The following is a 23662-nucleotide window of genomic DNA, read 5'->3' as shown; positions in this document are numbered from 1 at the left end:
CGGATGCCCGTCACATGTTCCGTTGGTCTGCGCCGCCAAAGATGCGCGCATAGCAGATCAGCAGTTCGCCGATCCGCGGATCCTTGAGCGAATAGAAGATCGTCTTTCCGTCCCGGCGCGCCGTCACCAATCCCTCGATCCGCAGACGCGCAAGCTGCTGGCTGACCGCGGACTGCCGGGCGTCAAGCATTCCTTCCAGCTCGCCAACGCTTTTCGGGCCTTGCGCCAAGTGGCACAGGATCAGCAACCGTCCCTCATGACCCAGGGTCTTGAAGATATTGGCCGCTTCCTCGATCGCAGCAGAGCGTGCCGCCGGTTCCGCCTGCGCGGCAGCCGAGCGCGGCGCCTTGGGATCGGCCTGGCCGAACAGCAGGTTCGCCAGACTGAAACGTGCGAAACCTTCCGCTCCGTTCATCGGTACCCTTCCTGTGCAATACCGGGCTTTTTAGCCCGCGGCGCTGATGGCTGTCCAGCACGATAACGATGAGACATTCAATTATTGCAATATAAACGTTGCATCGCGATCCAAAGCCATTAAGGTGAGTCCTGCACGAGTCGCGAGGGACGGCTTTTGCGCCTTTGGGGGAGGGCACATGCACCGGATTTTGGCGCTTACAATAGTTGTGGCGGGCTTTGGCCTGCCGGCGATGGCCGAGATTGCGCCAGAAGATGTTCCCTGGTCCGAGGATGGCTCGGTCGCGGAATCGCTGACAGGCACGCCGGGAAATCCCGACGAGGGCAAGGTCATCATGACCACGAATGCCCTGGGGAACTGCGTTGCCTGCCATGCCATCGAGGCCATGCCGGACGTGCCGTTCCAGGGCGACATCGCCCCCCAGTTGGACGGCGCGGGGGATCGCTGGACCGAGGCGCAGTTGCGCGGCATCGTCATCGATGCAAAGCGCACCTTCCCCGAGTCTTTCATGCCGGGAATGTACAAGGTCGGTCCGTTCATCCGCCCGGGGGTCGCCTATACGGCGAAACCGCCCGAGAAGCCCGAGGACATCAAGCCGATCCTGTCCGCCCAGCAGGTCGAGGATGTCGTCGCCTATCTGATGACTCTCAGCGAATAACGCGGCGGCGCCCCGGACGGGGTGGCCAGCCAGCGTGACAAGGAAGGAAGGTAACCATGCTGATATCACGACGCGCCATTGTGGCCGCAAGCGCCGGTCTGGCCGGGCTGGCGATTCTGCCGATCGGCCTGCGGGCACAAGAGGCTACGACCGCGCCCGTCAAGACGGCCGATGAAATAATCGCCGAGTTCACCGGTGGGGCAGAGGTCTCGGAAGGCGACGGGGTGACGCTGACCGCGCCCGAGATCGCCGAGAACGGGAACACGGTGCCGATCTCGGTCGAGGCGCCGGGCGCCTCGGCGATCCTGGTGCTTGCCACGGAAAACCCGACGCCGGGCGTGGCGACCTTCAACTTCGGCCCCCTGGCCGCAAGCCAGGCCGCAGCCACGCGCATCCGGCTGCTCAAGACGCAGGATCTGGTTGCGGTCGCCAAGATGGCGGATGGCAGCTTTGTGCGTACCGCAGCCAACGTAAAGGTCACCATCGGCGGTTGCGGCGGCTGATTTAGGAAAAAGGAACAGGAACATGGCAGAAAACGTCAAACCGCGCGTCCGCGTCCCGAAAACCGCAACCAAGGACGAGGTCATCACCATCAAGACGCTGATCTCGCATCCGATGGAGTCCGGTCAGCGCAAGGACAAGGACGGAAACCTCATTCCCCGGTCGATCATCAACCGCTTCACCGCCGAATTCAACGGTCAGATGGTGCTGGATACCACCCTGGAACCGGCGATCAGCACGAATCCCTATCTGGAATTCGACGCCAAGGTGCCGGAAACCGGGGAATTCAAGTTCACCTGGTATGACGACGACGGGTCCGTTTACGAAGACGCGCAAAAGGTCGAGGTTTCCTGATTCCAAGACCCCGGCCCGATCCGGTCCTGGGTGCCGACATCGCCAGAAAGGAAAACGGCAAGATGAAGCTGCAACATACCATGACGGCGGTGACGGTCCTGGCGGCGACTTTGGCCCTGATCGCCACCGGCCCACGGGCCGAGCCCGCCCAGGACGACCAACTGGTCATCAATGGCGAGGAAGAAGTGCCGACCCAGGCCCCGGCGCCCGCGCATCTTGATGGTGCCCTGGGGGATACGATCTATTCCGGCTGGCTGTTCCGCGACCCCGATACGCGGGCGATGCAAAAGGACGACTTCGACAACCCGATGTTCCTGTTCGTGGATGCCGGGATCGAGACCTGGAACACACCCGACGGCACCGAGGGCAAGTCCTGCGCGGATTGCCACAATGCCATCGAGGACAGCATGAAGGGCGTTCGCGCCGCGCTGCCCAAGGTGACGGAAAAAGGCGAACTGTGGTCGCTCGAGAACTTCGTCAACGACTGCCGTACCAACCGCATGGGCGCCGAGGCCTGGGGGTGGAACAGCCAGGAGATGAAGAACATGACGGCCGCCATCGGGTTGCAGTCGCGCGGCATGCCCGTCGCGGTCGCCATCGACGGCGAGGCCGCGCCCTTTTGGGAAAAGGGCAAGGAAATGTACTATACCCGTTATGGCCAGCTAGAGATGTCCTGCGCGAACTGCCACGAGGACAACTATGGCAACTATATCCGCTCGGACCATCTCAGCCAGGGGCAGATCAACGGCTTTCCGCTGTATCGCCTGAAGGACCAGGGTGCGGTATCGACGCATCAGCGTTTTGTCGGATGCGTCCGCGACACCCGCGGCGTGCCCTTCGAGGCCGGCAGCCAGGAGTTCCGCGAACTTGAGCTGTATGTCGCCTCGCGCGGTCTGGGCCTGCCCGTCGAAACCCCTGCCGTCCGGCATTGACCACCGCCGCCGTGCCCGTGCGCGGCGGATTACTGCACATAACACGTGCAAATATATGAATATGATGAGGTGAACGTGGCTTCGCGCAGGGAATTTCTACAGGCTGGTCTGGCGACCTCGGCGATCCTTGCCGGGCTGGGAATGACGAACTGGTCGCGCGCGATGGCGCAGCAGGCGCTGACGCAGGATCAACTGTTGCAGTTCGACGATTTCGGCAACCTGACGCTGATCCATGTCACCGATGCCCATGCGCATCTGCGGCCCGTCTGGTTCCGCGAGCCGGCCACCAACATCGGCGTCGGAGAGGCCGCAGGCCGCGTGCCGCATGTGGTGGGAGAGAGCTTCCAGAAGATGTTCGGCATCGCGCCCGGCAGTCCCGAAGCCTATGCCCTGACCTATCCCGATTTTGAATCCCTTGCACGCAGCTATGGCCGCATGGGCGGCTTCGACCGGGTTGCCACGGTGGTCAAGGCGATCCGCGCCGCCCGTCCGGATTCGATCCTGCTGGATGGCGGCGATACCTGGCACGGCAGCTATACCAGTCTCAAGACCATGGGCGAGGACATGGTCCGGGTCCAGAACCTGTTGGGCATCGAGGCCATGTCGAGCCATTGGGAATTCACCTTCGGCACGACCCGCGTGCAGGAACTGATCGAGATGTGTCAGTTCCCCTTCCTGGGCGCCAACATTTATGATGTCGAATGGGACGAACCCGCCTTCGAGCCCTACAAGATCATCCAGAAGGGCGATCTGGCCGTCGGCGTGATCGGCCAGGCCTTCCCCTATCTGCCCATCGCCAATCCGAAATGGATGTTCCCCGAATACAGCTTCGGCATCCGCGAGGAACGGATGCAGGAGGTCGTGGACGAACTACGCAGCCAGAACGTCGATCTCGTCGTCTGTCTGTCCCACAACGGCTTTGACGTCGATCACAAGATGGCGGGGCGGGTCAGGGGCATCGACGTGATCCTGTCGGGCCACACCCATGACGCCATCCCCGAGCCGGTCCTGGTGGGCGAGACGATCATCATCGCCTCGGGCAGCCACGGCAAGTTCGTCAGCCGCGTCGATCTGGACGTGCAGGGCGGCCGGATGGCGGGGTTCCGCCACAAGCTGATCCCGGTCTTTTCCGACGTGATCCAGCCCGACCCCGAGATGGCGGCGCTGATCGACGATATCCGGGCCCCCTTCACGGCGGATCTGGAAGCTGTCATCGGACAGACCGACCACCTGCTGTATCGCCGGGGCAATTTCAACGGCACCTGGGACGACGTGATCTGCCGCGCCATCCTGGAGGAGCGCGACGCCGAGATCGCGCTGTCGCCCGGGGTCCGCTGGGGTGCATCGGTCCTGCCGGGCGACATCACGCGCGAGGACATCCATTCCGTCACCTCGATGACCTATGGCCAGTGCTACCGCTCTGAGATGACCGGCGAGACGCTGAAGACGGTCATGGAGGACGTGGCCGACAACATCTTCAACCCCGACCCCTATTATCAGCAGGGGGGCGACATGGTGCGTGTTGGCGGTCTTGCCTACAGCATCGACCCCATGGCCGCGATGGGCAACCGCATCACCGACCTGCGCCTGATTGCCGACGATACCCCGATCGATCCCGCCCGCAGCTATGTGGTTGCCGGCTGGGCCTCGATCAACGAAGGCACCGAAGGGCCGCAGATCTGGGACGTGGTCGAGGACCATATCCGCAAGAGCGGTGGGGTGAGGCAGGACGCGCCCGTTTCGAACATTACCGTCAAGGGACTATGAAGGAGGGGGTTCGCATGACCCATAGACCGGGAACAACCAGCCGCAGGGGTTTCATGCGCGCCGGACTGGCCGCAAGCGTCGCCCTGCCTGCGGCCGCAGCCATGGCGCGCGCGCAGGGCGGCCCCGATCCGCTGATCACCGAGGTTCAGGACTGGGCGCGCTATACCGGCGACGGCGTGGATGCCACGCCCTATGGCCTGCCCATCCATTTCGAATCCGATGTGATCCGCCGCAACGTGTCCTGGCTGACCGCCGACACGATCAGTTCGATCAACTTCACCCCGATCCATCAGCTTGATGGAACGATCACCCCGGCGGGCTGTGCCTTTGAACGCCACCATTCGGGGGCGATCGAGCTGGCCAAGTCCGATTATCGTCTGATGATCAACGGGTTGGTGGATCGCGAACTGGTTTTCACCTATGACGATCTGGAACGCTTCCCGCGCAGCCAGGCTGTCTATTTCTGCGAATGCGCGGCCAATACCGGCATGGAATGGGCCGGCGCGCAGTTGAACGGATCGCAGTTCACCCATGGCATGATCCACAACATGGAATATGTCGGCGTGCCGCTGAAGACCCTGCTGGCCGAGGCCGGCGTCAAGCCCGAGGGCAAGTGGATCTTTGTCGAGGGCGCCGACGCCTCGTCGAACGGCCGCTCGATCCCGATCGAAAAGGCGATGGACGACGTGATGGTCGCCTTCAAGGCCAACGGAGAGGCGCTGCGCAAGGAACACGGCTATCCCGCGCGCCTGGTCGTTCCGGGCTGGGAAGGCAACCTGTGGGTCAAGTGGCTGCGCCGCATCGAGGTGACGGCCGGCCCGGTCGAAAGCCGCGAGGAAACCTCGAAATACACTGACACCCTGGACAACGGCATCTCGCGCAAATGGACCTGGGTGATGGATGCGAAATCGGTCGTGACCGCCCCCAGCCCGCAAGTGGCCATCAAGCACGGCCCCGGCCCGATGGTCATCACCGGGCTGGCCTGGTCCGGGCGCGGGGCGATCACGCGGGTGGACGTGTCGGTGGACGGCGGCAGGAACTGGACCACCGCGCGGCTGGCCCAGCCGGGGGTGCGGATGGCAATGACACGGTTCTATCTGGATCACATCTGGGATGGCGAGGAAATGCTGCTGCAATCGCGCGCCGTGGACGAGACAGGCTATGTGCAGCCCACCAAGAACGCGCTGCGCGAGATCCGGGGCGAGAACTCGATTTATCACAACAACGGTATCCAGACCTGGTGGATCAAGAAAGACGGAAGCGCGGAAAATGTCGAAGTCTCCTAAAACAGCCGCCCTGCTGATCATTCTCGCGGCGGGACCGGCCATGGCCCAGACGCCGGCCACGCAACCCCAGGACGCAGCCGCCGCGTCCCAACCGCTGGGCCTGGGCCGCCCCGCGCTGCCCGAGGAAGTGGCGGCCTGGAATCTGGATGTCAGCCCCGACGGCACCGGCCTGCCCGAAGGGTCCGGCGACGTGATGACGGGCGAGGAAGTGTATCTGGAAAATTGCGCGGCCTGCCATGGCGACTTTGCCGAAGGGCTGGACAACTGGCCCTCTCTGGCGGGGGGCGAGGGCACGCTGGATCAGCAGAACCCTGAAAAGACCATCGGCAGCTATTGGCCGTATCTTTCGACGGTCTGGGATTATGTCCACCGGTCGATGCCGTTCGGCAATGCTCAGATCCTGTCGGCCGACGACACCTATGCGATCGTGGCCTATCTTCTGTACTCCAATGCCCTCGTCGAGGACGATTTCGTTCTGTCGCGCGAGAACTTCACCGAGGTCCAGTTGCCAAACGTGGACGGCTTCATCCCGGACGACCGCGAGGAAACGGAATACGGCGTCTTTTCGGCCGAACCGTGCATGGAAAACTGCAAGGAATCGGTGGAAGTGACCATGCGCGCATCGGTTCTGGATGTCACACCCGGCAGTTCCGATGATGCGGCGCCGGCCGAGGAGGGTGAGGATGCCGCTGAGGATGTCGGCCTGAACTGAACCCGAAAGGCCGACTGCGATCCGGGCCGCGATGGCCCGGATTGGACCGCGACCGAAATTCGGATCGCGCCGTTATTGATTCCAACACAGGAAACCACGTGATGAACCTTCTTTCTTGCCTTGCCGTTCCTGCGGCCCTTCTTGCCCTTTCCGGAGCCGGATTTGCCGCCGACTATCAGGTCCAGATGCTGAACAAGGGCGAGGACGGGCCGATGGTATTCGAACCGGCCTTCGTCCGGGCCGAGCCGGGCGATACCATCACCTTTGTTCCCACTGACAAGAGCCATAACGTCGAAGCCATCGCCGACATCCTGCCCGAGGGGGTCGAGACCTTCAAAAGCAAGCTGAACGAGGAGTTCGTCCTGACCGTGACCGAGCCTGGGGTTTACGGCGTCAAATGCACCCCTCATTTCGGCATGGGCATGGTGGGCCTGATCCAGGTGGGCGACGCCCCTGCCAACCTGGAGGCCGCCAAGAGCGCGAAGATGTCGAAAAAGGCGCGCGAGCGGATGGACGCGGCCATCGCACAGGTCGAATAGCCGACAGTTCCCAAGAAGCCTGCGAGGGGGCCGGTCGGCCCCCCTCGCAGGGCAATCGCTGTCGGCCATGACGCCCATCCCGCGCGGCTCGACAGAACGCCCCCAGCCCCGCGGCAGGTTTCAAGGAACCGTCCTTGTCCTGCAGGGCTCGAGGCGGCCTTCGATCATCAACGCATCCTGAACCAATGGTCTTCAGCCTTTGGTGGCGGCCATTACCCCCTTGGCACCGCTGCGCGAACCGCCCGATCCCGCACCGCCTCGTCAACATTTGCCGTGCAGGCCAGCCTGGCAGTCACATGCCCGGCCTGGCGCAAGTCACCCTGATGCGGCAGGGGCGAAAAATTCCGGTGTGCGTCATTCGTCTGACCCCCTCAACAAAGCTGTTGAGAATATTTCGCAATTGTTGAACATCCGTTCAGGCCCGGCAAACCCGTGTGGCACTCAATTGCGATGTCGCCCGAGGCGGCCGGATCGGTCCTGACCGAAAAGATCGTGCGCCCAACAGGACGGGGCGCCAGAACTTGCCTGAAACGAACGGGACTGCACCAGGGAGGAGACATGATGACACGCATCGGACTTTGCGGACTGCTTCTGACGACCGCCATTGCCACGCCGGCCCTTGCCCAGGAGGATCTGGAAGCGCTGCAGGGCATGCAGCGCAGCGACGCCACCTTTACGCGGGTCGAACAGACCGGCCCCACCGCCGAATCGCTTCAGGCGATCCTGCCCCATATCAACTTGCCCGATGGCTTCGAGATCAGCCTTTACGCGGTGGTTCCCGATGCCCGGTCCATGGCCGTGGCGCCGCAGGGCACCGTGGTCTTTGTGGGCACGCGCAAGGACAAGGTCTGGTCGGTCGTGGATCGCGACCGCAACCGGGTCGCCGACGAGGTCATGGATTTCGCCCCCTCGCTGACCTTCGACATTCCGAACGGACCCTGTTTCTCGCCCGATGGATTTTTGTATATCGTCGAGCGCAACCGGGTGCTGACCTTCCCTGCGGCCGAGTTCTTCTTTGAAGGCCCCGACCCCGCCGTGGGCACCGTTGTCCCCAAGGGCGAGCTGATCCCCGTCGAGGAAGAAAGCTTCAACCACACCGCGCGGGTCTGCCGCGTCGGGGCGGATGGCAAGCTCTATATCTCTCTGGGCCAGCCCTACAACGTGCAGCCGCAGGACAAGCTGCAGAAATACGACGAGATCGGCATCGGCGGTATCATCCGCATGAACACCGACGGCAGCGAACGCGAGGTGTTCACGCGCGGCATCCGCAATTCGGTCGGCCATGACTTCAACCCGGCCAACGGCGACCTGTGGTTTACCGACAACCAGGTGGACGGCATGGGCGACGACATCCCGCCGGGCGAGTTGAACCGCCAGACCGAAGCCGGCCAGCATTTCGGTTTCCCCTGGGTCAATGCCGGGGTCGAGGTCCCCGAATACAAGGACGTGCCCCGCCCCGAAGGGGTCGAGTTCATCGAGCCGCAAGTCAAGACCGATGCCCATGCCGCCGACCTGGGCATGAGCTTCTATCGCGGCAATTCCTTCCCCGAGGAATATCGCGGCGGCATCTTCTCGGCCCAGCATGGCAGTTGGAACCGGACCACTCCGGTGGGCGCGCGGGTGATGTTCACCCGGCTTGACGCCGACGGCAACGCCGCCGGAACCGAGGTGTTCGCAGACGGCTGGCTGGATGAACAAACCGGCGAATATCGCGGCCGGCCGATGGACATCGCCTTCCTGCGCGATGGCTCGATGCTGGTGTCGGACGACTATGCGGGGGCGATCTGGCGGATCGCCTATACCGGCGATGCGTCGGGCAACACCGACAATGCCGGGACTGCGGAACCGGAAACCGACGAGGCCCCGGACGATGCCGCAGGCGACACCGATGGGGACGCGGCCGCAACGCCGCCTTCCGCACCCGCCAACTGACCTTTATCGGGGCGGCTCTGGCCGCCCCCTCACCACCCAAGGAAAGCTGCACATCATGAGATCACTTCACGGCGCGGCCCTGTTTGCCGCGTTTGGCCTGGGCGCCAGCGCGGCCCTTGCCCAAGGTGCCGGGGATTCGGCCGGAACACCCCCCGAACCTGTCCAAACCTGCCGGGTCTGCCATGGGATCGACGGCGTGGGAACCAACCCGATGATCCCCAATATCGGCGGACAGAGCGCGGAATACCTGTCCAAGCAGTTGCAGGATTTTCGCGCCGCCCGGCGCGAGGATCCGCAGATGACCATCATCGCCCAGGATCTGACGGATGAGGACATCAAGGCCCTTTCCGACTGGTATGCCTCGATCACGGCGACCTATACCCTGCCCGAGTGATCGTGGCGCCCGCTTGCGGCCCTGAGGCCGCGGGCGGCGATGGTCCAGGCCCCCTGTCCATGCGGCCAGGGGTTCCGCTTTGCTTGAGGGATATCGACCGCCCAGGCCGTTCCCGTCGGGCCTGGGATCACTCAAATTACCAACAACTGTCGAATTAATTGGGGATGTCCACAAAAAGTCCAGTTGCGCAAACCGATTTCGCCGTTTCTACTCGAATGGATAAATACTGCGTCGCGCCAAGCGACTTCATCGTCTGGGAGGACATCTATGACCGATACCGTTGAATCCGCGCGATTCTCGCGCCGCTCTTTCCTGCGCACGGGGGCCGTGGGCGGGACCGCGGCAGCGGCCACCGCCCTGGCCGCGCCGCCCGTGCTGGCGCAGGCCCCGATCGTCATGAAGATGCAGACCTCGTGGCCGGCCTCGGATATCTGGATGGACATGGCGCGCGAATACACCACCCGGGTCGAGGAGATGTCGGGCGGCCGCCTGACGATCGACCTGATGCCCGCCGGATCCGTGGTCGGCGCCTTTCAGGTGATGGACGCGGTCCATGATGGCCTGATCGATGCCACTCATACCGTTCCCGTCTATTGGTACGGCAAGTCCAAGGCGGCATCCTTTTTCGGGACCGGCCCGGTGTTCGGCGGGTCGGCCACGACCATGCTGGCCTGGTTCTATCAAGGCGGCGGGGCCGAGCTTTATCGCGAACTGACCCAGGATATCCTGGGCCTGAACGTCTATGGCTACATGGGCATGCCGATGCCGGCGCAGCCCTTCGGCTGGTTCAAGAACGAGGTGAACACGGTTGCCGACGTTCAGGGGCTGAAATACCGCACCGTGGGCCTTGCGGCGGACCTGTTGCAGGGCATGGGCATGTCCGTGGCCCAGTTGCCGGGCGGCGAGATCGTGCCCGCGATGGAGCGCGGCGTGATCGACGCCTTTGAATTCAACAACCCGTCGTCCGACCGCCGCTTCGGTGCGCAGGACGTGGCCAAGAACTATTACCTGTCGTCCTATCACCAGGCATCCGAGTCCTTCGAGTTCATCTTCAACCGGGACTTCATGGACGACCTGCCCGAGGATCTGCAGGCCATCCTGCGCTATGGCGTCGAGGCCTCGGCAACCTCGAACCTGGCGCTGGCGATGCGCGAATACTCCAAGGATCTGGCCGAACTGTCGGCGGGCGGGGTCACGGTGCACCGCACGCCAAAGGAAATCCTGGCCGCCCAGCTTGACGCCTGGGACAAGCTGATCGTCGATCTCGAGGCCGATCCCTTCAACAAGAAGGTCATGGACAGCCAGCGCGCCTGGACCGAACAGGTCGCCTATTACGAACTGATGAACGCACCGGACCTGGGACTGGCCTTCGAGCACTACTATCCGGGCAAGCTGAAGCTGTGACCCGCCGGGGGCGCGGGCACCCCGCGCCCCCCGAAACTGTGACGCGGTCCTTGGGAACATTCAGCAATGCAGCGATACATTCAGTTTTCCGACAGCCTGTCGGCCTGGTTCGGCAAGGCCTTTGGCTGGCTGGTCATCCTGATGACCATCGGGATGAGCTACGAGGTGATGGTCCGGTACCTGTTCAACCAGCCGACGCCCTGGGCGCTGGACATCAGCTTCATGATGTACGGCACCATGTTCATGATGGGGGGCGCCTATACGCTGTCGCGCGGCGGCCATGTGCGCGGCGATTTCCTGTATCGGCTGTGGTCTGACCGGACCCAGGCGCGGGTGGATCTGGTCCTGTACTTCCTGTTCTTCTTTCCCGGCATTCTGGCGCTGATCTTTGCCGGCTGGAAATACGCCGCTCGGTCCTGGAACTATGGCGAGGTGTCGGTCAACAGCCCCGCCGGCATTCCCATCTATCAGTTCAAAACGGTGATCGTCGCCGCGGGGATTCTGCTGTTTCTTCAGGGGATCGCGCAGGTCATGCGCTGCATCATGTGCATCCGCACCGGCACCTGGCCGCCTCTGGACTGGGATGTCGAGGAAACCGAGACGATCCTGATGCAAAAGGCGACCGAAGAACAGCCGCACGGCCCGGCCTGACGCCGGTTTCATCCTTCATGCCAATCCGAAATCTGGAGTTAGCGCCGTGACCGATCCGCAGATCGCCCTGTTCATGCTGGGCATCTTCATCTTCTGTGTGTTCCTGGGGTTTCCGATCGCCTTCACGCTGATGGCGATCGGCATCGGCTTCGGCTATTACGCCTATTATGATCCGAGCCGGATGTGGCGATCGTTCAACAGACTGGAAGACGACGCCGGCTTGTGGGAATCCACCCAGCTCTGGATCGAGGGATTCTACAACAACCGGATCTTCGACCTGTTCGTGAACCAGACCTATACGGTCATCTCGAACGAGGTTCTGACCGCGATCCCGCTGTTCCTGTTCATGGGATACATCGTGGAACGCGCCAATATCGTGGACAAGCTGTTCGGCACCCTGGCGGTGGCGACGCGAAACCTGCCGGGCGCGCTTGGCGTGGCGGCGCTGATCACCTGCGCGTTGTTCGCGACAGCCACGGGGATCGTGGGCGCGGTCGTCACCCTGATGGGCCTTCTGGCGCTGCCGCAGATGCTGAAGATGCGCTATGACCACAGCTTTGCGGCCGGTATCATCTGTGCCGGCGGAACCCTGGGGATCCTGATCCCGCCGTCGATCATGCTGATCGTCTATGCGGCCTCGTCCGGGGTTTCGATCGTGCGGCTCTATGCAGCGGCTATGTTGCCCGGCCTTGTGCTGGTCGGCCTGTATTTCATCTATATCGTGACACGCGCGATCCTGAACCCGTCGCTGGCGCCCAAGCCCACCGAGGCAGAGCTGCCAAGCGTGCCGTTGGGCAAGCTGATATGGATGCTGGCCACCAGCTTTCTGCCGCTGGCCGTCCTGATTCTGGCGGTGCTGGGCTCCATCCTGTTCGGCCTTGCCACGCCGACCGAGGCCGCGTCCATCGGTGCCCTTGGCGGCATCCTGCTGGCCGTCGCCTATCGGGCGATGACCTTTTCCCGGTTGCGCGAGAGCGTCTATCTGACGGTGCGGACGACGGCCATGGTCTGCTGGCTGTTCGTCGGTTCCTATACCTTCTCTGCGGTCTTCAGCTATCTGGGCGGAGAGCAGGTCATCGCCGAGTTCGTGCAGGGCCTGGACCTGACACCGATCCAGTTCCTGCTGATCGCACAGTTGATCATCTTCCTGCTGGGCTGGCCGCTGGAGTGGTCGGAGATCATCATCATCTTCGTGCCGATCTTCCTGCCGCTGCTGCCGCTGTTCGGGATCGACCCGCTGTTCTTCGGAGTTCTCGTGGCCCTGAACCTCCAGACCAGCTTCCTGACACCCCCCATGGCGATGAGCGCCTATTACCTCAAAGGCATCGCGCCGCCCAGCATGAAGCTGACCGAGATCTTTGCGGGGGTGCTGCCCTATTGCGGGCTGGTCCTGATCGCCATGCTGCTGATGTACATCTTTCCGCAGATCGTCTTCAGCCTGCCGGATGCCGTTTATGGCCCCTCGCGATAAGAGACAGGCCGTCCTGGGGCTCGAGGCGGTCGAGATGCGCGACCGCCTGGCCTCGGGCGCGCTGCGGTCGGTCGATCTGGTGCGGGCCTGCCTGGACCGGATCGCCGAACTGGAGCCTCAGGTCGGCGCCTGGGCCTGGCTGGACGAGGATCACGCCCTGACGCAGGCGCAGCGTCTGGACCAGTGGCGCCAGTCCGGGCGGTCGCTGGGACCGCTGCACGGGTTGCCGGTCGGGCTGAAGGACATCATCGACACCAGGGGCATCCCGACCGAAAACGGCACCCCCATCGACGGGGGCCGCGTTCCCGCCGAAGACGCCTGGATCGTCGCAAGGCTGCGGGCGGCAGGCGCGGTGATCCTGGGCAAGACGGTCACGACCGAATGCGCGTTCCTGCATCCGGGTAAGACCCGCAACCCGCATGACGGTGACCATACGCCGGGCGGATCGTCGCAAGGGTCGGCGGCGGCGGTCGCTGCGGGCATGGTGCCGCTGGCGGTGGGCACCCAGACCGGCGGGTCGGTGATCCGCCCGGCGGCCTTTTGCGGAATCGTCGGCCTGAAGCCCAGCTTTGGGCTGATCCCCAGGACGGGCATCCTGATGCAATCCCAGACCCTGGACACTGTCGGTGTCTTCGCCCGCAGCGTCGCCGACTGCGCCCTGCTGGCCGAGGTTCTGGCCGGCCACGATCCCGCCGACTGCGCGACCGAGGCATTGCCGTCGCCGCGCCTGCTGGACACGGCCATGGCGCCGCCGCCCGTGACGCCGGCCTTTGCCCTGCTGAAACCGCCCGGCTGGGACAAGGCCGAGCCGCAGACCATTGCCGCCGTGCAGGAACTGGCGACCTTTCTGGGCGATCAGTGCTTCGAGGTTGACGTTCCGGGCCTGGAGGACGCCGCCGCGATCCGCCGCCGCATCAACATGGCCGAGATGGCGAAATGCTATTATTCGCTGGAACGCCGCGGACAGGACCGGATGTCCGATATCCTGCGCGCCGCCATGGACGAAGGCAAGGCGGTGCTTGCCCGCGACTATCTTGCGGCCCTTGACTGGCGTCCGGTGTTGAATGCGGGGATGGAGCCGGTCTTCGCGCGCTGCGATGCGATCCTGTGCCCCGCCGCGCCAGGGCCCGCGCCAAGGGGTCTGGCCGATACCGGCGATTCGATCTTCAACGGTCTTTGGACCCTGACCGGAATGCCGGCGATCACGCTGCCGGTGTTCAAGGCCGAAAACGGCCTGCCGATGGGCATCCAACTGGTCGGGCGGCGCGGTGATGACGCCCGGCTGCTGCGCACGGCCCGCTGGCTGGCCGCGCATCTCGAAACCTCACGGCATGAAGGATCGACATCATGAATCTTCTTATGGCTGTTCTGGCCTTTGTCTTTCTTGTGGCGTTTCTTGCCATCCTGGTCATTCACGTTCCGCGGCTGGACCTGATCGGCGTGGTCGGCATCACGCTGGCCCTTGCGGCGTGGGATCTTTACACGACCTTCGGACGGCGCAGCCGGTCGGGCTGACAGGCAAAAACCGCCGCGTCAGGACCAACGCGCCCCTGCCGATCGGCAAGGGCGCGCTGATCAGAAGAATGCCGCGCCTTTACGCGCGCGGCGGATCAGGGTTCAGGCCTGCGCTTTGCAACGCCGCCGCAGAGCGAGAAGGCCGATCCCCGACATCAACAGCAGGCCGCCCGCCGGCAGGGGGATGGGGGCCGGCTGGGCGATGCCTTCGACCACATAGGCGATGTCGTAGTTCATGCCTCCCGTCAGGGCGGCCAAAGGATCGTCGCCAAGGCTGTCGAAAAAGAACAGATCGACCGTCAGGCCATCGCCAAAGGCAGCGGCCAGATCACCCGAAAGCCCGGTAAAGATCAGCGACAGCATATCCGAGCCGGGGGTGATCGTGTCCAGAAAGCCCTCGAGCACCGTCAGACCGTCATCGCGCAGCGCAAAGGCGCCGTCGGCATCGCCATAGGGATCGGCAAGGTCGAAGTTGACGCTGAGATCGGCCTCGAGTTCGCCCGTGACGGCAAGGCCCTGGCTGGCGGCGGGGGCATCGAAACCCAGAAAGTCGCCCCGGCCGTCAAAGGCCACGAATGCCCCGCTGGCCAGCGGAACGTCGATGACGGGAGAGGCGACAGGCGCCGCACTTGCGCCCAGCGGCAACAGGCCAAGGATGGCGGCAGACAGAAACTTGAACATGGCAATGGTTCCCACAAGGATGGGCCGGGGGCGCGCTTACGCGCCCACCAGCAGGTAGTCGTTTTCAAAGGTGACGTTGGCGACCGTAACGCCGTCGCCGCGGATGTAGATCGCGTCATCGCGGCCCATCGGGTCGTCCAGATAGGCCACGACGGTCTTGCCGGCCTGTTGCAGGCTGGCCACCGCAACGCCCTGGGCCAATGCGATCCGGTCCACACCGACCTCATAGTCCATGACGGTGGTGCGGGCGCGGATGCCGTCCAGCGCCTCGAAGCCGAAGAAGAACACGTCCTCGCCTGCACCGCCGGTCAAATGGTCCATGTTGCCGCCCGCGCCGATCAGCAGGTCGTCGCCCTCCGTACCTTCCAGCCGGTCACGGCCAGAGGTGCCCATCACGATGTTCAGATCGGCCTGGTCGATGACCGTATCGCTGCGGAACGCCAGGTTCTGGATGCGGTCGTCCCCACCATATCCCAGGTCGGCCATGTCATAGGCGGTATCCGGGGTGGCAAAGAATTCGGCCAGATATTCCGCAAAGGCATCCTGTTCGGTGCCGTTGTCGGCAAAGTCCGCCGCACCGTCGCGCACCGCATCGGCCACGCCGTCGCCGTCCAGATCGCCCAGACTGACCCGGTCGATGGGCCTGAACGGATAGCCGTCGCCGCCATCCGCCAGGAAGCCCAGCGTGACCAGACGCACCTGGCCCCCGGCATCGCCGACGATCTCTCCGCCCCGGACCAGCACGTCGATGTCATTGCCGTCGGCATCGGTGATGGCCGCGCTGATGATGCGCGATCCGGCGGGCTGAGCCGGATCGAAGCTGTACTGGATGCCCGAAACCTGGGCGAACTGGCCGGCGGCAGCCGGCGCCTGCGCGACGGCATGTTCCAGCACCTCGACCAGATTGGCGCGGGTCACGGTGATCAGCGTCAGATCGTTGTTGAAGGCCAGCGCGGCCTGGATATCGGCCTGGCTGATGCCGCCTTCGGGCTTGATGACGTTGCCGTCGCTGTCCAGAAGGGCGCCGTTGGGGCCGCGCACGGCCTCGTTGCTGCCTGCCGGCACTACGGTTTCGCCGATCGAGGTGCGGATGCCGCCGCCGTTCTTGATCGAGACCAGCACCGTGTCGTCATAGTCACGCGCATAGGCGAGGTTGGCGTCGGCCGTCAGGTTGCCCAGGTTCGTTTCCTGGGTCCGCACACCGTCCGGGCTGTCAGCCGTATTGTCCCCGGCGCGGTTGCCGTTCAGGAACACGTTGGACACGCCGAAGACATTGCCCTGCGTTGCGATGATCTGCGCCTCGATGGCGTCGGTGAGGGCCTGGACCTCGGGATCGACAAAGGCTTCGGCCCCCAGATCGGCAACGCCCCGGCTGTCGGTGGCATAAGCGCCGGACACGGTGGCATCATAGCTTTCCTGGACGATGTTGCCGTTCTGGTCAAAGTCGATCACCAGGCGGCCGACATATTTGTAGTTGCCGTCCGTATTCACCAGGGCGGTCACGCCGCCATCGGCATTGGCGATGAATTTCGGATATGTGCCCTGGGCCACGTCGCCGTCGATCAGCCGGTCCGTCTCGTCCACCAGGCGGGTGTTCGATCCGCCGGCGATGACCACGTCCACGCTGGACAGGCGGGCGGCCAGCGATTCCTCGATCCCCAGGATCTGCATGTGGGTTTGCAGGATCACCTTGTTCATTGTCGGGTTGGCGTCCAGCAGGGCATCGACCTCGGCCTGGATGATCGCGGACAGGGCATCCAGTTCCGACTCGGTGGGCGTTGTGCCCGCCCAGACCGGGCTGACCGTCACCCCGCCCGAGGACGAGATGCGGGCCAGTGTCGGCGTGGTGGCGCCGACGACGCCGATCAATTCGCCACCTTCCTCGATCACGGTGGATTTGGCGATCTTGCCCGCCGCATACAGGGGTGCCAGGTTCGGGTCCGTGGTCACGTCCAGGTTTGCGGACAGATAGGGCATGTCGGTCCCGGTAAAGGCCATCCCTTCCAGCGCGGTGCCGGTCAGGGCGGCAAAGCTGGCCGTGGCGGTGCCGCCGATCAGTCGCGCCAGCTCGGCCGTGCCCTTGTCGAATTCATGGTTGCCCAGCGTGACCGCCTGGAAGCCCATTTCGTTCAGGATCTGGATGTCGGCCACGCCGCCATGGCCAAAGACCGCAGCCGATGCGTCGTAAAAGGCGCCGGGAATGATCGCATCGCCCGACGCCAGCCGGATCGTGTTGTCCGACAGCCCGTCATTGCCTAGATCTTGCGCCTCGAGCGCATTCAGCACCGCCGAGGCATTGGGCGCATAGACGACCGACGATCCGTTCCCCTCCTGGTCCGACATGTGCAGGATTTCAAGGTTGTAGACCATCTGCGCCGGACCGCCGAAATCAAGGCCAACGACGATGGGATCATGGTCCGACGAGCGGAAGGCATCGCCGGTCCACAGCGACGGATCGCGCCCGAAATCGGTGTTGTAGTCAAGGGCATCGGCCTCGTCGGCATTGATGTTCCAATAGCCCGCGCCCGTCACCTTGCCCACCATGCTGGCGTTGGCAAAGGCATAATCCAGCGTGCCGGTCATGCCATCGAAGACATAGCTGGGACTGCCGGCGTCGAACATCGCGCCCAGGTCGGTGATGTCGTCGGCGGTGCCCAGCACCCCGTCGGCGCCCGACCGCAGCGCGGTGATCGCGTCCTCTTGCCGATAGGCGTTGAAGTCGCCCAGCAGGATCACGTCATCTTCGCCCGTACCGGTGGGGTCGCCCGCGATCCAGTCGGCCAGGGCCTCGGCCGCACTGGTGCGGACATTGGCGCTGGCGCCCTGCCCGTCGCCCCTATCCACGTCGCCGTTCACGGGCGATCCCTTGGATTTCAGATGGTTGACAACGGCGGTAAAGCTTTCGCCGCTGGCCTTTTCGGTGAATGTCTGGGCAATCGACGGGCGCTGCACGCCTTCGGTTTCGAAGCGCGCATCGACGGCTTCGTCCAGCAGGGCGAAATCGCCGTTCAGCGCAATGGTTTCGGTATTGTAGATAAAGGCGTTCTTGATCGCGTCGCCCTCCAGGACGCCGCCCTGCACCCCCTCGATCGCGCCCGCATCGACAAAGCCCCAAGTGCCGCCCGCCGCATTCAGCGCCGACACGAGCGCCGTCAGCGACACCGATCCCGCCGGATCGTTCTCGATTTCGGTCAGGCCGATGACATCGGCATCAAGCGCGGTGATCGCGGCGACCAGCTTGGCCTCTTGACGCGCGAACTCGGTGCTATTGTCGGCGCCGCGCGGGGACTGGCTGCCGTCAGGCCCGGTGCCGCCGTCGATGGTGGTGAAATAGTTCAGCACATTGAAGGCTGCCACCTTGACGGTGCCGCCGACCTCGGGCGCATCGACAGGGCGGGGATTTTCCTGAACCAGGGTGCCCTCGGCAGGCTGGTGGATCCGGTATTCAGGCTCTTCGCTGCCCGCGGCGCTGTCGTGCGAAAAGGACAGAACGCCCGTCAGGCCGGTATAGCCGTCGCCCATGCGAAAGCTGTCGCCCGCCGACAGGATGCCATCGTCGCCCAGGAAGGGGACGTTCAGGTCGGCCGGGTTCTGGGCATTCGATCCGTCGTCCAGCACCAGCGACCGGGACGCGACCTCCTTCAGAAAGTCCTGATACCCCTCGACGCTGGGGGCGTTGGTCTGGGTAAAGGTTTCGATCCGGCCTTCCGAGGTCAGGCGCATCGTGCCGAAACGGTCAAGCTGAAACAGTTCGCTGACGGTCATCTGTTCGGGGACGGTGACGCGCATCCCCTCGTAGGCTTCCAGATTGGCGACGTAATCGCCATCCGCATCGCGCAGCACGGTCGCGGTCGGAAATTCGATCTCCGTGGCCGCAGGCAGCGCGTTGTCGCTGGATTCCACCGCGACCGATGCGGCGGTGATGCGCGTCTCGCCCCCGGTTTCGCCGACGATGCCCTCGACCGTGATCAGGTCGCCGACCTGCACGGCGGCCGTCGAGGCAATGAAGATGCCCTCGGAGGAATAGACATCGCCATCCGCGTCGCCGTCTTCCTCCTGGATGTAAAATCCGCCAAGACCCGCCATGATCTGCGTGACGACCGCCTGCACGCGGACCGCCTGGCCCAGCAGCGGGCTTTCGTCGGCCGCACCCGGCACGCCCACCAGGGTGCCGTCGGCCAGATTGGTCGCGCCCTGGACCTGATGGATCTTCACCTCGGCATAGCTGCCACCGCCATCACCGCCAAAGGTACCGGCGGTCGGTTGATTGACGGCAGGATCGTTGCCGAAGCTGGCAAAGGCGAAATCCGACGCCTGATCGGTGTCCACGCCGGTTTCCACGCGAATCGCGCCGGCGGGAAGGTTCGTGCCGTCCGGGCCGATCACCGGGGCGCCAAAGTGGAAGAAGGACGCCCCCTCGCCATCGGTGACGCCCAGGGCGTCCAGAACGACCTCGGTGCCCGTAACGGCGTTGCCGGTCAGCGAGGCGGTTTCCACAAGGGCCAGGGTATAGCTGGAATTCTCGACAAAGTTCTGCGGGATCAGCGCGTTCGGCGCGACGCCGTAAACGCCCTGCACCAGATCGTTCCCCACTAAGAAGAACCCGTTGTCGCCCACGGCATGATCGGCCGCGAAATCGAACCGCGCGTCGATCGTGCCGTTCACGACCGACCCTGCGCTGGCATCCGATTCGACGACGATCAGGCTATAGCCCGCCAGTGATTGCCCCGGCTGACCGACCAGTTCGATGAATTCCGAATCCGCGCCCGCGGTCGAACCCAGCACCTTGTTGATGACCAAGGGCTGGGGCAGTCCGTAACCGGATACGGGAAAGGGATTGCCGGCCCCGGCATTGGTCGTGGTGCCGTCCAGCGCGTTCGGTCCCGAAAAGGTCCATTCCGCCGCGTCGAAGATCGGGCTGGGCAGGCTGCCCGGCTTGCGCGAGGCCCAGCCGTCCAGATAATCCCAGGCCTGCCCGGTGCCGTCCACATTCACATCGCCGAACACATCGACGACCGTCCCGTCCCGGAACAGTTCGATGGCGTCATCCCCGTTGATCGAGGCGGCACTGGCGCTGACGAAATCGGGGGCAAAACCGAAATAGCTTTGAAATTCGGTGGATTCGGTGGCGACATACAGGACGCTGCCCCGGGTCGCAGGCTGGGCCGGAAAGGTGAACTCGGCCCCGTCCGAGCCGCCGCCATTGTTGGCGGACCCGATGCCATAGGCCGAAAGATCGGCAATGTCGTCAAGCACATAGAACTGGATCGCCTTGGGCAGACCGCCCGTCAGCGGGCCGTCGATAACCCCGGTAATGACCAAATCCGACATCGCATTCCACTCCTGCTCGCCATTCAGGCTTGAACGGTTAACGGAAGTAAATGACGGATCTCTGACAGTTCGTTAAAGCTTTCTTAATCCCTTGCGGATTTCCGCCTTTACCGGGCAGCAGCGGCGCCTCGGGCCGGCACCGCCTTCGGGATTATTCCTGCATCTCGCCCAAGGCCGGAACGGGACGATAGCCGCGTGCCCTGCCCGCGATCTGGGGGGCAGGCGCGGGATAGCTGACCGGACCGTTCGGCGTCTGGACGGTGATGCGCCGCAGATGCGGATGGGCGGAAAGTCCCGCCATGTCGTTCACCCGGGCCAGCGCCACATCGGCCTGCAACAGGCGCGCGACCGCCTGATCGGCGGTCATGCCGGCAAAGGCCGCCGCCACGATTGCGTCGGTCTGGTCGCGGTTGGCAACCCGCGCCACGTTTGTGGCAAAGCGCGGGTCGCGGCCCAGGTCGGGCCGCCCCAGAAAGATCTCGGCCAGCTTGCGCCATTCCCGGTCGCTCTGGACCGAGATCAGGACCAACTGGCCGTCCGACGTGGCAAAGGCGCTGTAGGGCGATATCGAGGGGTGCGCCATCCCGACCCGCCGGGGACTGTGGCCCGCCTCGTGATTGAGAAGCGGCACGGTCAGCCAGTCGGCCATCACGTCGAACATCGAGATCGAGATATTCGCCCCCTGCCCCGTGATCCCCCGTGCGATCAGCGCCTCGAGGATCGCGGCATGGGCGGTGGCTCCGGTCGCTACGTCCACGATGGACATGCCGACGCGCGACGGCTCGGACGGGCCGCCGGTGATGGAACACAGGCCCGACTCCGCCTGGATCAGCAGGTCATAGGCCTTGCGGTCGGCCAGGGGGCCGCCTTCGCCATAGCCGGTGATGGAACAGGTGATCAGCCGGGGGTGGCGGGCCAGCAAATCCTCGGGGGCAAAGCCCAGCCGCGCCAAGGCGCCGCGTTTCAGGTTCTGCACCAGCACATCCGCCCCGGCGACCAGTTCGGCGAAACGCGCCTTGTCGGCGGGGTCGGCCAGATCCATCACGACCGAGGACTTGCCCCGGTTCAGCCAGACGAAATAGCTGGACTGACCCGCCGCAGCGGCGTCATAGCCGCGGGCGAAATCGCCCTCGGGGCGCTCGATCTTGATGATTTCGGCCCCGGCGTCGGCCAGGCGCGAGGTGGCAAAGGGGGCGGCGACCGCCTGTTCGACGGCCACGACCTTGAGGCCCGTCAGGGGAAGGGTCATGGATGGCTCCGATATGCTCAGGCGCGACGCAGCCGCGCAGCCAGCGTGCCGACGATGCCCTGGCGGAACGTCAGCACGCAGAGGATGAAGATCAGGCCCAGGATCACCTGCACGGGAAAGCCCGTTGTGGCCAGGTAATTCTCGATGGTGATGATCAGACCGGCGCCCACGCTGGGGCCCGCGGCGGTGCCGACGCCCCCCAGAAGCCCCATCAGGATCACCGACCCCGACATCTGCCAGGACACGTCGTTCAGCGTGGCGATCTGAAACACCAGCACCTTCGTGGCCCCCGCCAGACCGGTCAGCCCGGCCGAGATCACGAAGGCCCCCAGCTTGTAGCGGTCAACGCGGTAACCCAGGGACTGGGCGCGGGTTTCATTCTCGCGGATGGCGCGCAGGACATGACCGAACGGGGAATGGATCACCTGCCAGATGATGCCCATGCCCAGCACGAAGATGCCCGCGACCAGCACATAAAGATGGGTGATGTCGTTCAGGTCGATCAGGCCCAGGGCCGCGCCGCGCGGGACGTTCTGGATGCCATCCTCGGCATTGGTGAACGGCGCGCGAAGAAACAGGAAATAGGCCATCTGCGACAGCGCCAGCGTGGTCATTGCGAAATAGATGCCCTGCCGCCGGATGGCCACCGCGCCCATGACCAGCCCCATGGCCGTGGCGGCCAGCGTGCCCAGCAGGATGGCCGACAGCGGCTCCAGCCCCCAGGCCTTGATCGCGTGGGCGGTGACATAGCCCGCCCCGCCGAAAAAGGTGGCGTGGCCGAAGGACAGCAGACCCGTATAGCCCAGAAGCAGGTTGAAGGCCGAGGCAAACAGCGCAAAGCACAAAAGCTTCATCACGAACAGCGGATAGGCCAGCATCGGCGCAACCACCAGCAGGGCCAGCAGCAGGGCGGGCACCGCAAGGCGCATGACGCGGGGGCGCGAGGCGGTGGTCAGGGACAGGTCGGTCATCTGTGACACCTCAGGCTGCCTTGCCGAACAGGCCGGCGGGACGGAAGAACAGAACAATCGCCATGATGACGAAGACGATGATGTTCGATGCCTCGGGATAGACGACCTTGGTCAGGCCCTCGGCCAGTCCCAGCATCAGTCCCGCCAGGATCGCCCCGCCGATGGACCCCATGCCGCCGATCACCACCACGGCAAAGACGACGATGATCAGGTTCGTGCCCATCAACGGGCTGACCTGAAAGACCGGCGCCGCCAGCACGCCCGCCAAGCCTGCCAGCCCTGCGCCAAAGGCATAGGTCGCCGTCATCAGCAGCGGCACGTTGAAGCCGAAGGCCTCGGCCAGGGGGCGGTTCTCGGTCGCGGCGCGCAGGATGGCGCCGATCCGGGTGCGCTCGATCGCGGCCCAGGTCAGCAGGCAGACCGCCAGGGCAGCCAGGATCACGAAGACACGATAGTGGGGCAGGATCAGCGGACCCAGGATCGTCGTGCCCGACAGCGAGGCAGGCATCGGGAATTGCTGCCCCGCCACGCCGAAGCGCCATTGAAACAATCCCTCGATCACCAGGGCAAGACCGAAGGTCAGCAGCAGGCCATAAAGGGGGTCCAGCCCCCGCAGCCACGACAGCAGCAGCCTTTCGACCAAAGCGGCAAAGGCGGCAACCGCCAGAGGCGCCGCGATCAGCAGCACCCAGAAGGACAGGCCCAGCCATTCGCCCATCAGGAAGGCCGCAAACGCCCCCAGCATGTAAAGCGCGCCATGAGCAAAGTTGATGACCCGCAAAAGCCCGAAGATGATCGCCAGTCCCAGGCTGAGGATCGCATAGAACGCCCCGTTGAACAGGCCGATCAGAAGCTGTCCGAACAGAACCGGAAGCGGGATGCCCATAAACTCGGCCATG

The 23662-nt window shown here is 64.3% G+C and carries 20 protein-coding genes and 1 pseudogene; 15 read left to right on the top strand and 6 right to left on the bottom strand.

All coding sequences use genetic code 11. The features are described 5' to 3' along the window. Positions 1 to 10: 10 nt before the first annotated feature. A complete protein-coding gene (locus tag EYE42_RS13105) occupies positions 11 to 415 on the bottom strand; it encodes an ArsR/SmtB family transcription factor (protein ID WP_130991770.1) in 405 nt (134 codons plus the stop codon). A gap of 178 nt (positions 416 to 593) precedes the next feature. On the opposite strand from EYE42_RS13105, the gene soxX reads away from it, so the two are divergent. The 15 genes and pseudogenes from soxX to EYE42_RS16035 all read left to right on the top strand — a co-directional run bounded on the left by soxX (position 594) and on the right by EYE42_RS16035 (position 14531). Further along, a complete protein-coding gene (gene soxX, locus EYE42_RS13100) occupies positions 594 to 1073 on the top strand; it encodes a sulfur oxidation c-type cytochrome SoxX (RefSeq protein WP_130991769.1) in 480 nt (159 codons plus the stop codon). Between the two features lie 56 nt (positions 1074 to 1129). Further along, positions 1130 to 1576, top strand: coding sequence for a thiosulfate oxidation carrier protein SoxY (soxY, locus tag EYE42_RS13095; RefSeq protein WP_130991768.1), 447 nt, complete (start codon positions 1130 to 1132; stop codon positions 1574 to 1576). Positions 1577 to 1598: 22 nt separating this feature from the next. Beyond that, positions 1599 to 1928, top strand: coding sequence for a thiosulfate oxidation carrier complex protein SoxZ (soxZ, locus tag EYE42_RS13090; protein ID WP_130991767.1), 330 nt, complete (start codon positions 1599 to 1601; stop codon positions 1926 to 1928). 62 nt (positions 1929 to 1990) lie between these two features. Beyond that, positions 1991 to 2860: a sulfur oxidation c-type cytochrome SoxA gene (soxA, locus tag EYE42_RS13085; protein WP_130991766.1), complete on the top strand. Its 870-nt coding sequence runs from the start codon at positions 1991 to 1993 to the stop codon at positions 2858 to 2860. A gap of 75 nt (positions 2861 to 2935) precedes the next feature. Further along, entirely contained in the window at positions 2936 to 4627 is a 1692-nt protein-coding gene (gene soxB / locus EYE42_RS13080; protein ID WP_130991765.1) for a thiosulfohydrolase SoxB, read from the top strand. A gap of 14 nt (positions 4628 to 4641) precedes the next feature. Next, positions 4642 to 5913, top strand: a complete 1272-nt coding sequence (soxC, locus tag EYE42_RS13075) for a sulfite dehydrogenase (protein WP_130991764.1) — start codon at positions 4642 to 4644, stop codon at positions 5911 to 5913. Beyond that, positions 5897 to 6607, top strand: a pseudogene (locus EYE42_RS13070) (c-type cytochrome); the annotation flags it as partial. The gene soxC and the pseudogene EYE42_RS13070, both read left to right, overlap by 17 nt. A 119-nt stretch (positions 6608 to 6726) precedes the next feature. Beyond that, complete coding sequence (locus tag EYE42_RS13065) at positions 6727 to 7164, top strand: pseudoazurin (protein WP_130991762.1); 438 nt, start codon at positions 6727 to 6729, stop codon at positions 7162 to 7164. 558 nt (positions 7165 to 7722) lie between these two features. After that, positions 7723 to 9096 (top strand): PQQ-dependent sugar dehydrogenase, encoded by a 1374-nt coding sequence (locus tag EYE42_RS13060; RefSeq protein WP_130991761.1) that lies wholly within the window; start codon positions 7723 to 7725, stop codon positions 9094 to 9096. 55 nt (positions 9097 to 9151) lie between these two features. Then, positions 9152 to 9490 (top strand): c-type cytochrome, encoded by a 339-nt coding sequence (locus EYE42_RS13055; protein WP_130991760.1) that lies wholly within the window; start codon positions 9152 to 9154, stop codon positions 9488 to 9490. Between the two features lie 267 nt (positions 9491 to 9757). Further along, on the top strand, positions 9758 to 10894 hold the full coding sequence (locus tag EYE42_RS13050) for a TRAP transporter substrate-binding protein (RefSeq protein WP_130991759.1): 1137 nt from the start codon (positions 9758 to 9760) through the stop codon (positions 10892 to 10894). A gap of 66 nt (positions 10895 to 10960) precedes the next feature. Next, positions 10961 to 11545 (top strand): TRAP transporter small permease subunit, encoded by a 585-nt coding sequence (locus EYE42_RS13045; RefSeq protein ID WP_130991758.1) that lies wholly within the window; start codon positions 10961 to 10963, stop codon positions 11543 to 11545. A gap of 46 nt (positions 11546 to 11591) precedes the next feature. After that, positions 11592 to 13016 (top strand): TRAP transporter large permease, encoded by a 1425-nt coding sequence (locus EYE42_RS13040; protein WP_130991757.1) that lies wholly within the window; start codon positions 11592 to 11594, stop codon positions 13014 to 13016. Continuing rightward, complete coding sequence (locus tag EYE42_RS13035) at positions 13000 to 14367, top strand: amidase (RefSeq protein ID WP_130991756.1); 1368 nt, start codon at positions 13000 to 13002, stop codon at positions 14365 to 14367. Before EYE42_RS13040 ends, EYE42_RS13035 begins: the two co-directional genes overlap by 17 nt. After that, entirely contained in the window at positions 14364 to 14531 is a 168-nt protein-coding gene (locus tag EYE42_RS16035; RefSeq protein ID WP_165455792.1) for a hypothetical protein, read from the top strand. The genes EYE42_RS13035 and EYE42_RS16035 overlap by 4 nt, the downstream gene beginning before the upstream one ends. Positions 14532 to 14633: 102 nt before the next feature. On the opposite strand, the gene EYE42_RS13030 is transcribed toward EYE42_RS16035, so the two are convergent. The 5 genes from EYE42_RS13030 to EYE42_RS13010 all read right to left on the bottom strand — a co-directional run bounded on the left by EYE42_RS13030 (position 14634) and on the right by EYE42_RS13010 (position 23661). After that, positions 14634 to 15212, bottom strand: a complete 579-nt coding sequence (locus EYE42_RS13030) for a hypothetical protein (protein ID WP_130991755.1) — start codon at positions 15210 to 15212, stop codon at positions 14634 to 14636. A 36-nt stretch (positions 15213 to 15248) separates the two neighbouring features. Then, positions 15249 to 20543 (bottom strand): ExeM/NucH family extracellular endonuclease, encoded by a 5295-nt coding sequence (locus tag EYE42_RS13025; RefSeq protein ID WP_130991754.1) that lies wholly within the window; start codon positions 20541 to 20543, stop codon positions 15249 to 15251. A 151-nt stretch (positions 20544 to 20694) separates the two neighbouring features. Further along, complete coding sequence (locus tag EYE42_RS13020) at positions 20695 to 21792, bottom strand: CaiB/BaiF CoA transferase family protein (RefSeq protein WP_130991753.1); 1098 nt, start codon at positions 21790 to 21792, stop codon at positions 20695 to 20697. Positions 21793 to 21809: 17 nt separating this feature from the next. Beyond that, positions 21810 to 22763, bottom strand: a complete 954-nt coding sequence (locus EYE42_RS13015) for a branched-chain amino acid ABC transporter permease (protein ID WP_130991752.1) — start codon at positions 22761 to 22763, stop codon at positions 21810 to 21812. Between the two features lie 10 nt (positions 22764 to 22773). Next, entirely contained in the window at positions 22774 to 23661 is an 888-nt protein-coding gene (locus EYE42_RS13010; RefSeq protein WP_130991751.1) for a branched-chain amino acid ABC transporter permease, read from the bottom strand. Position 23662 lies beyond the last annotated feature (1 nt).

The sequence above is a fragment of the Paracoccus subflavus genome (assembly GCF_004310345.1).
GTDB lineage: Bacteria > Pseudomonadota > Alphaproteobacteria > Rhodobacterales > Rhodobacteraceae > Paracoccus > Paracoccus subflavus.
This window is presented reverse-complemented; position numbering and strand designations above follow the sequence as displayed.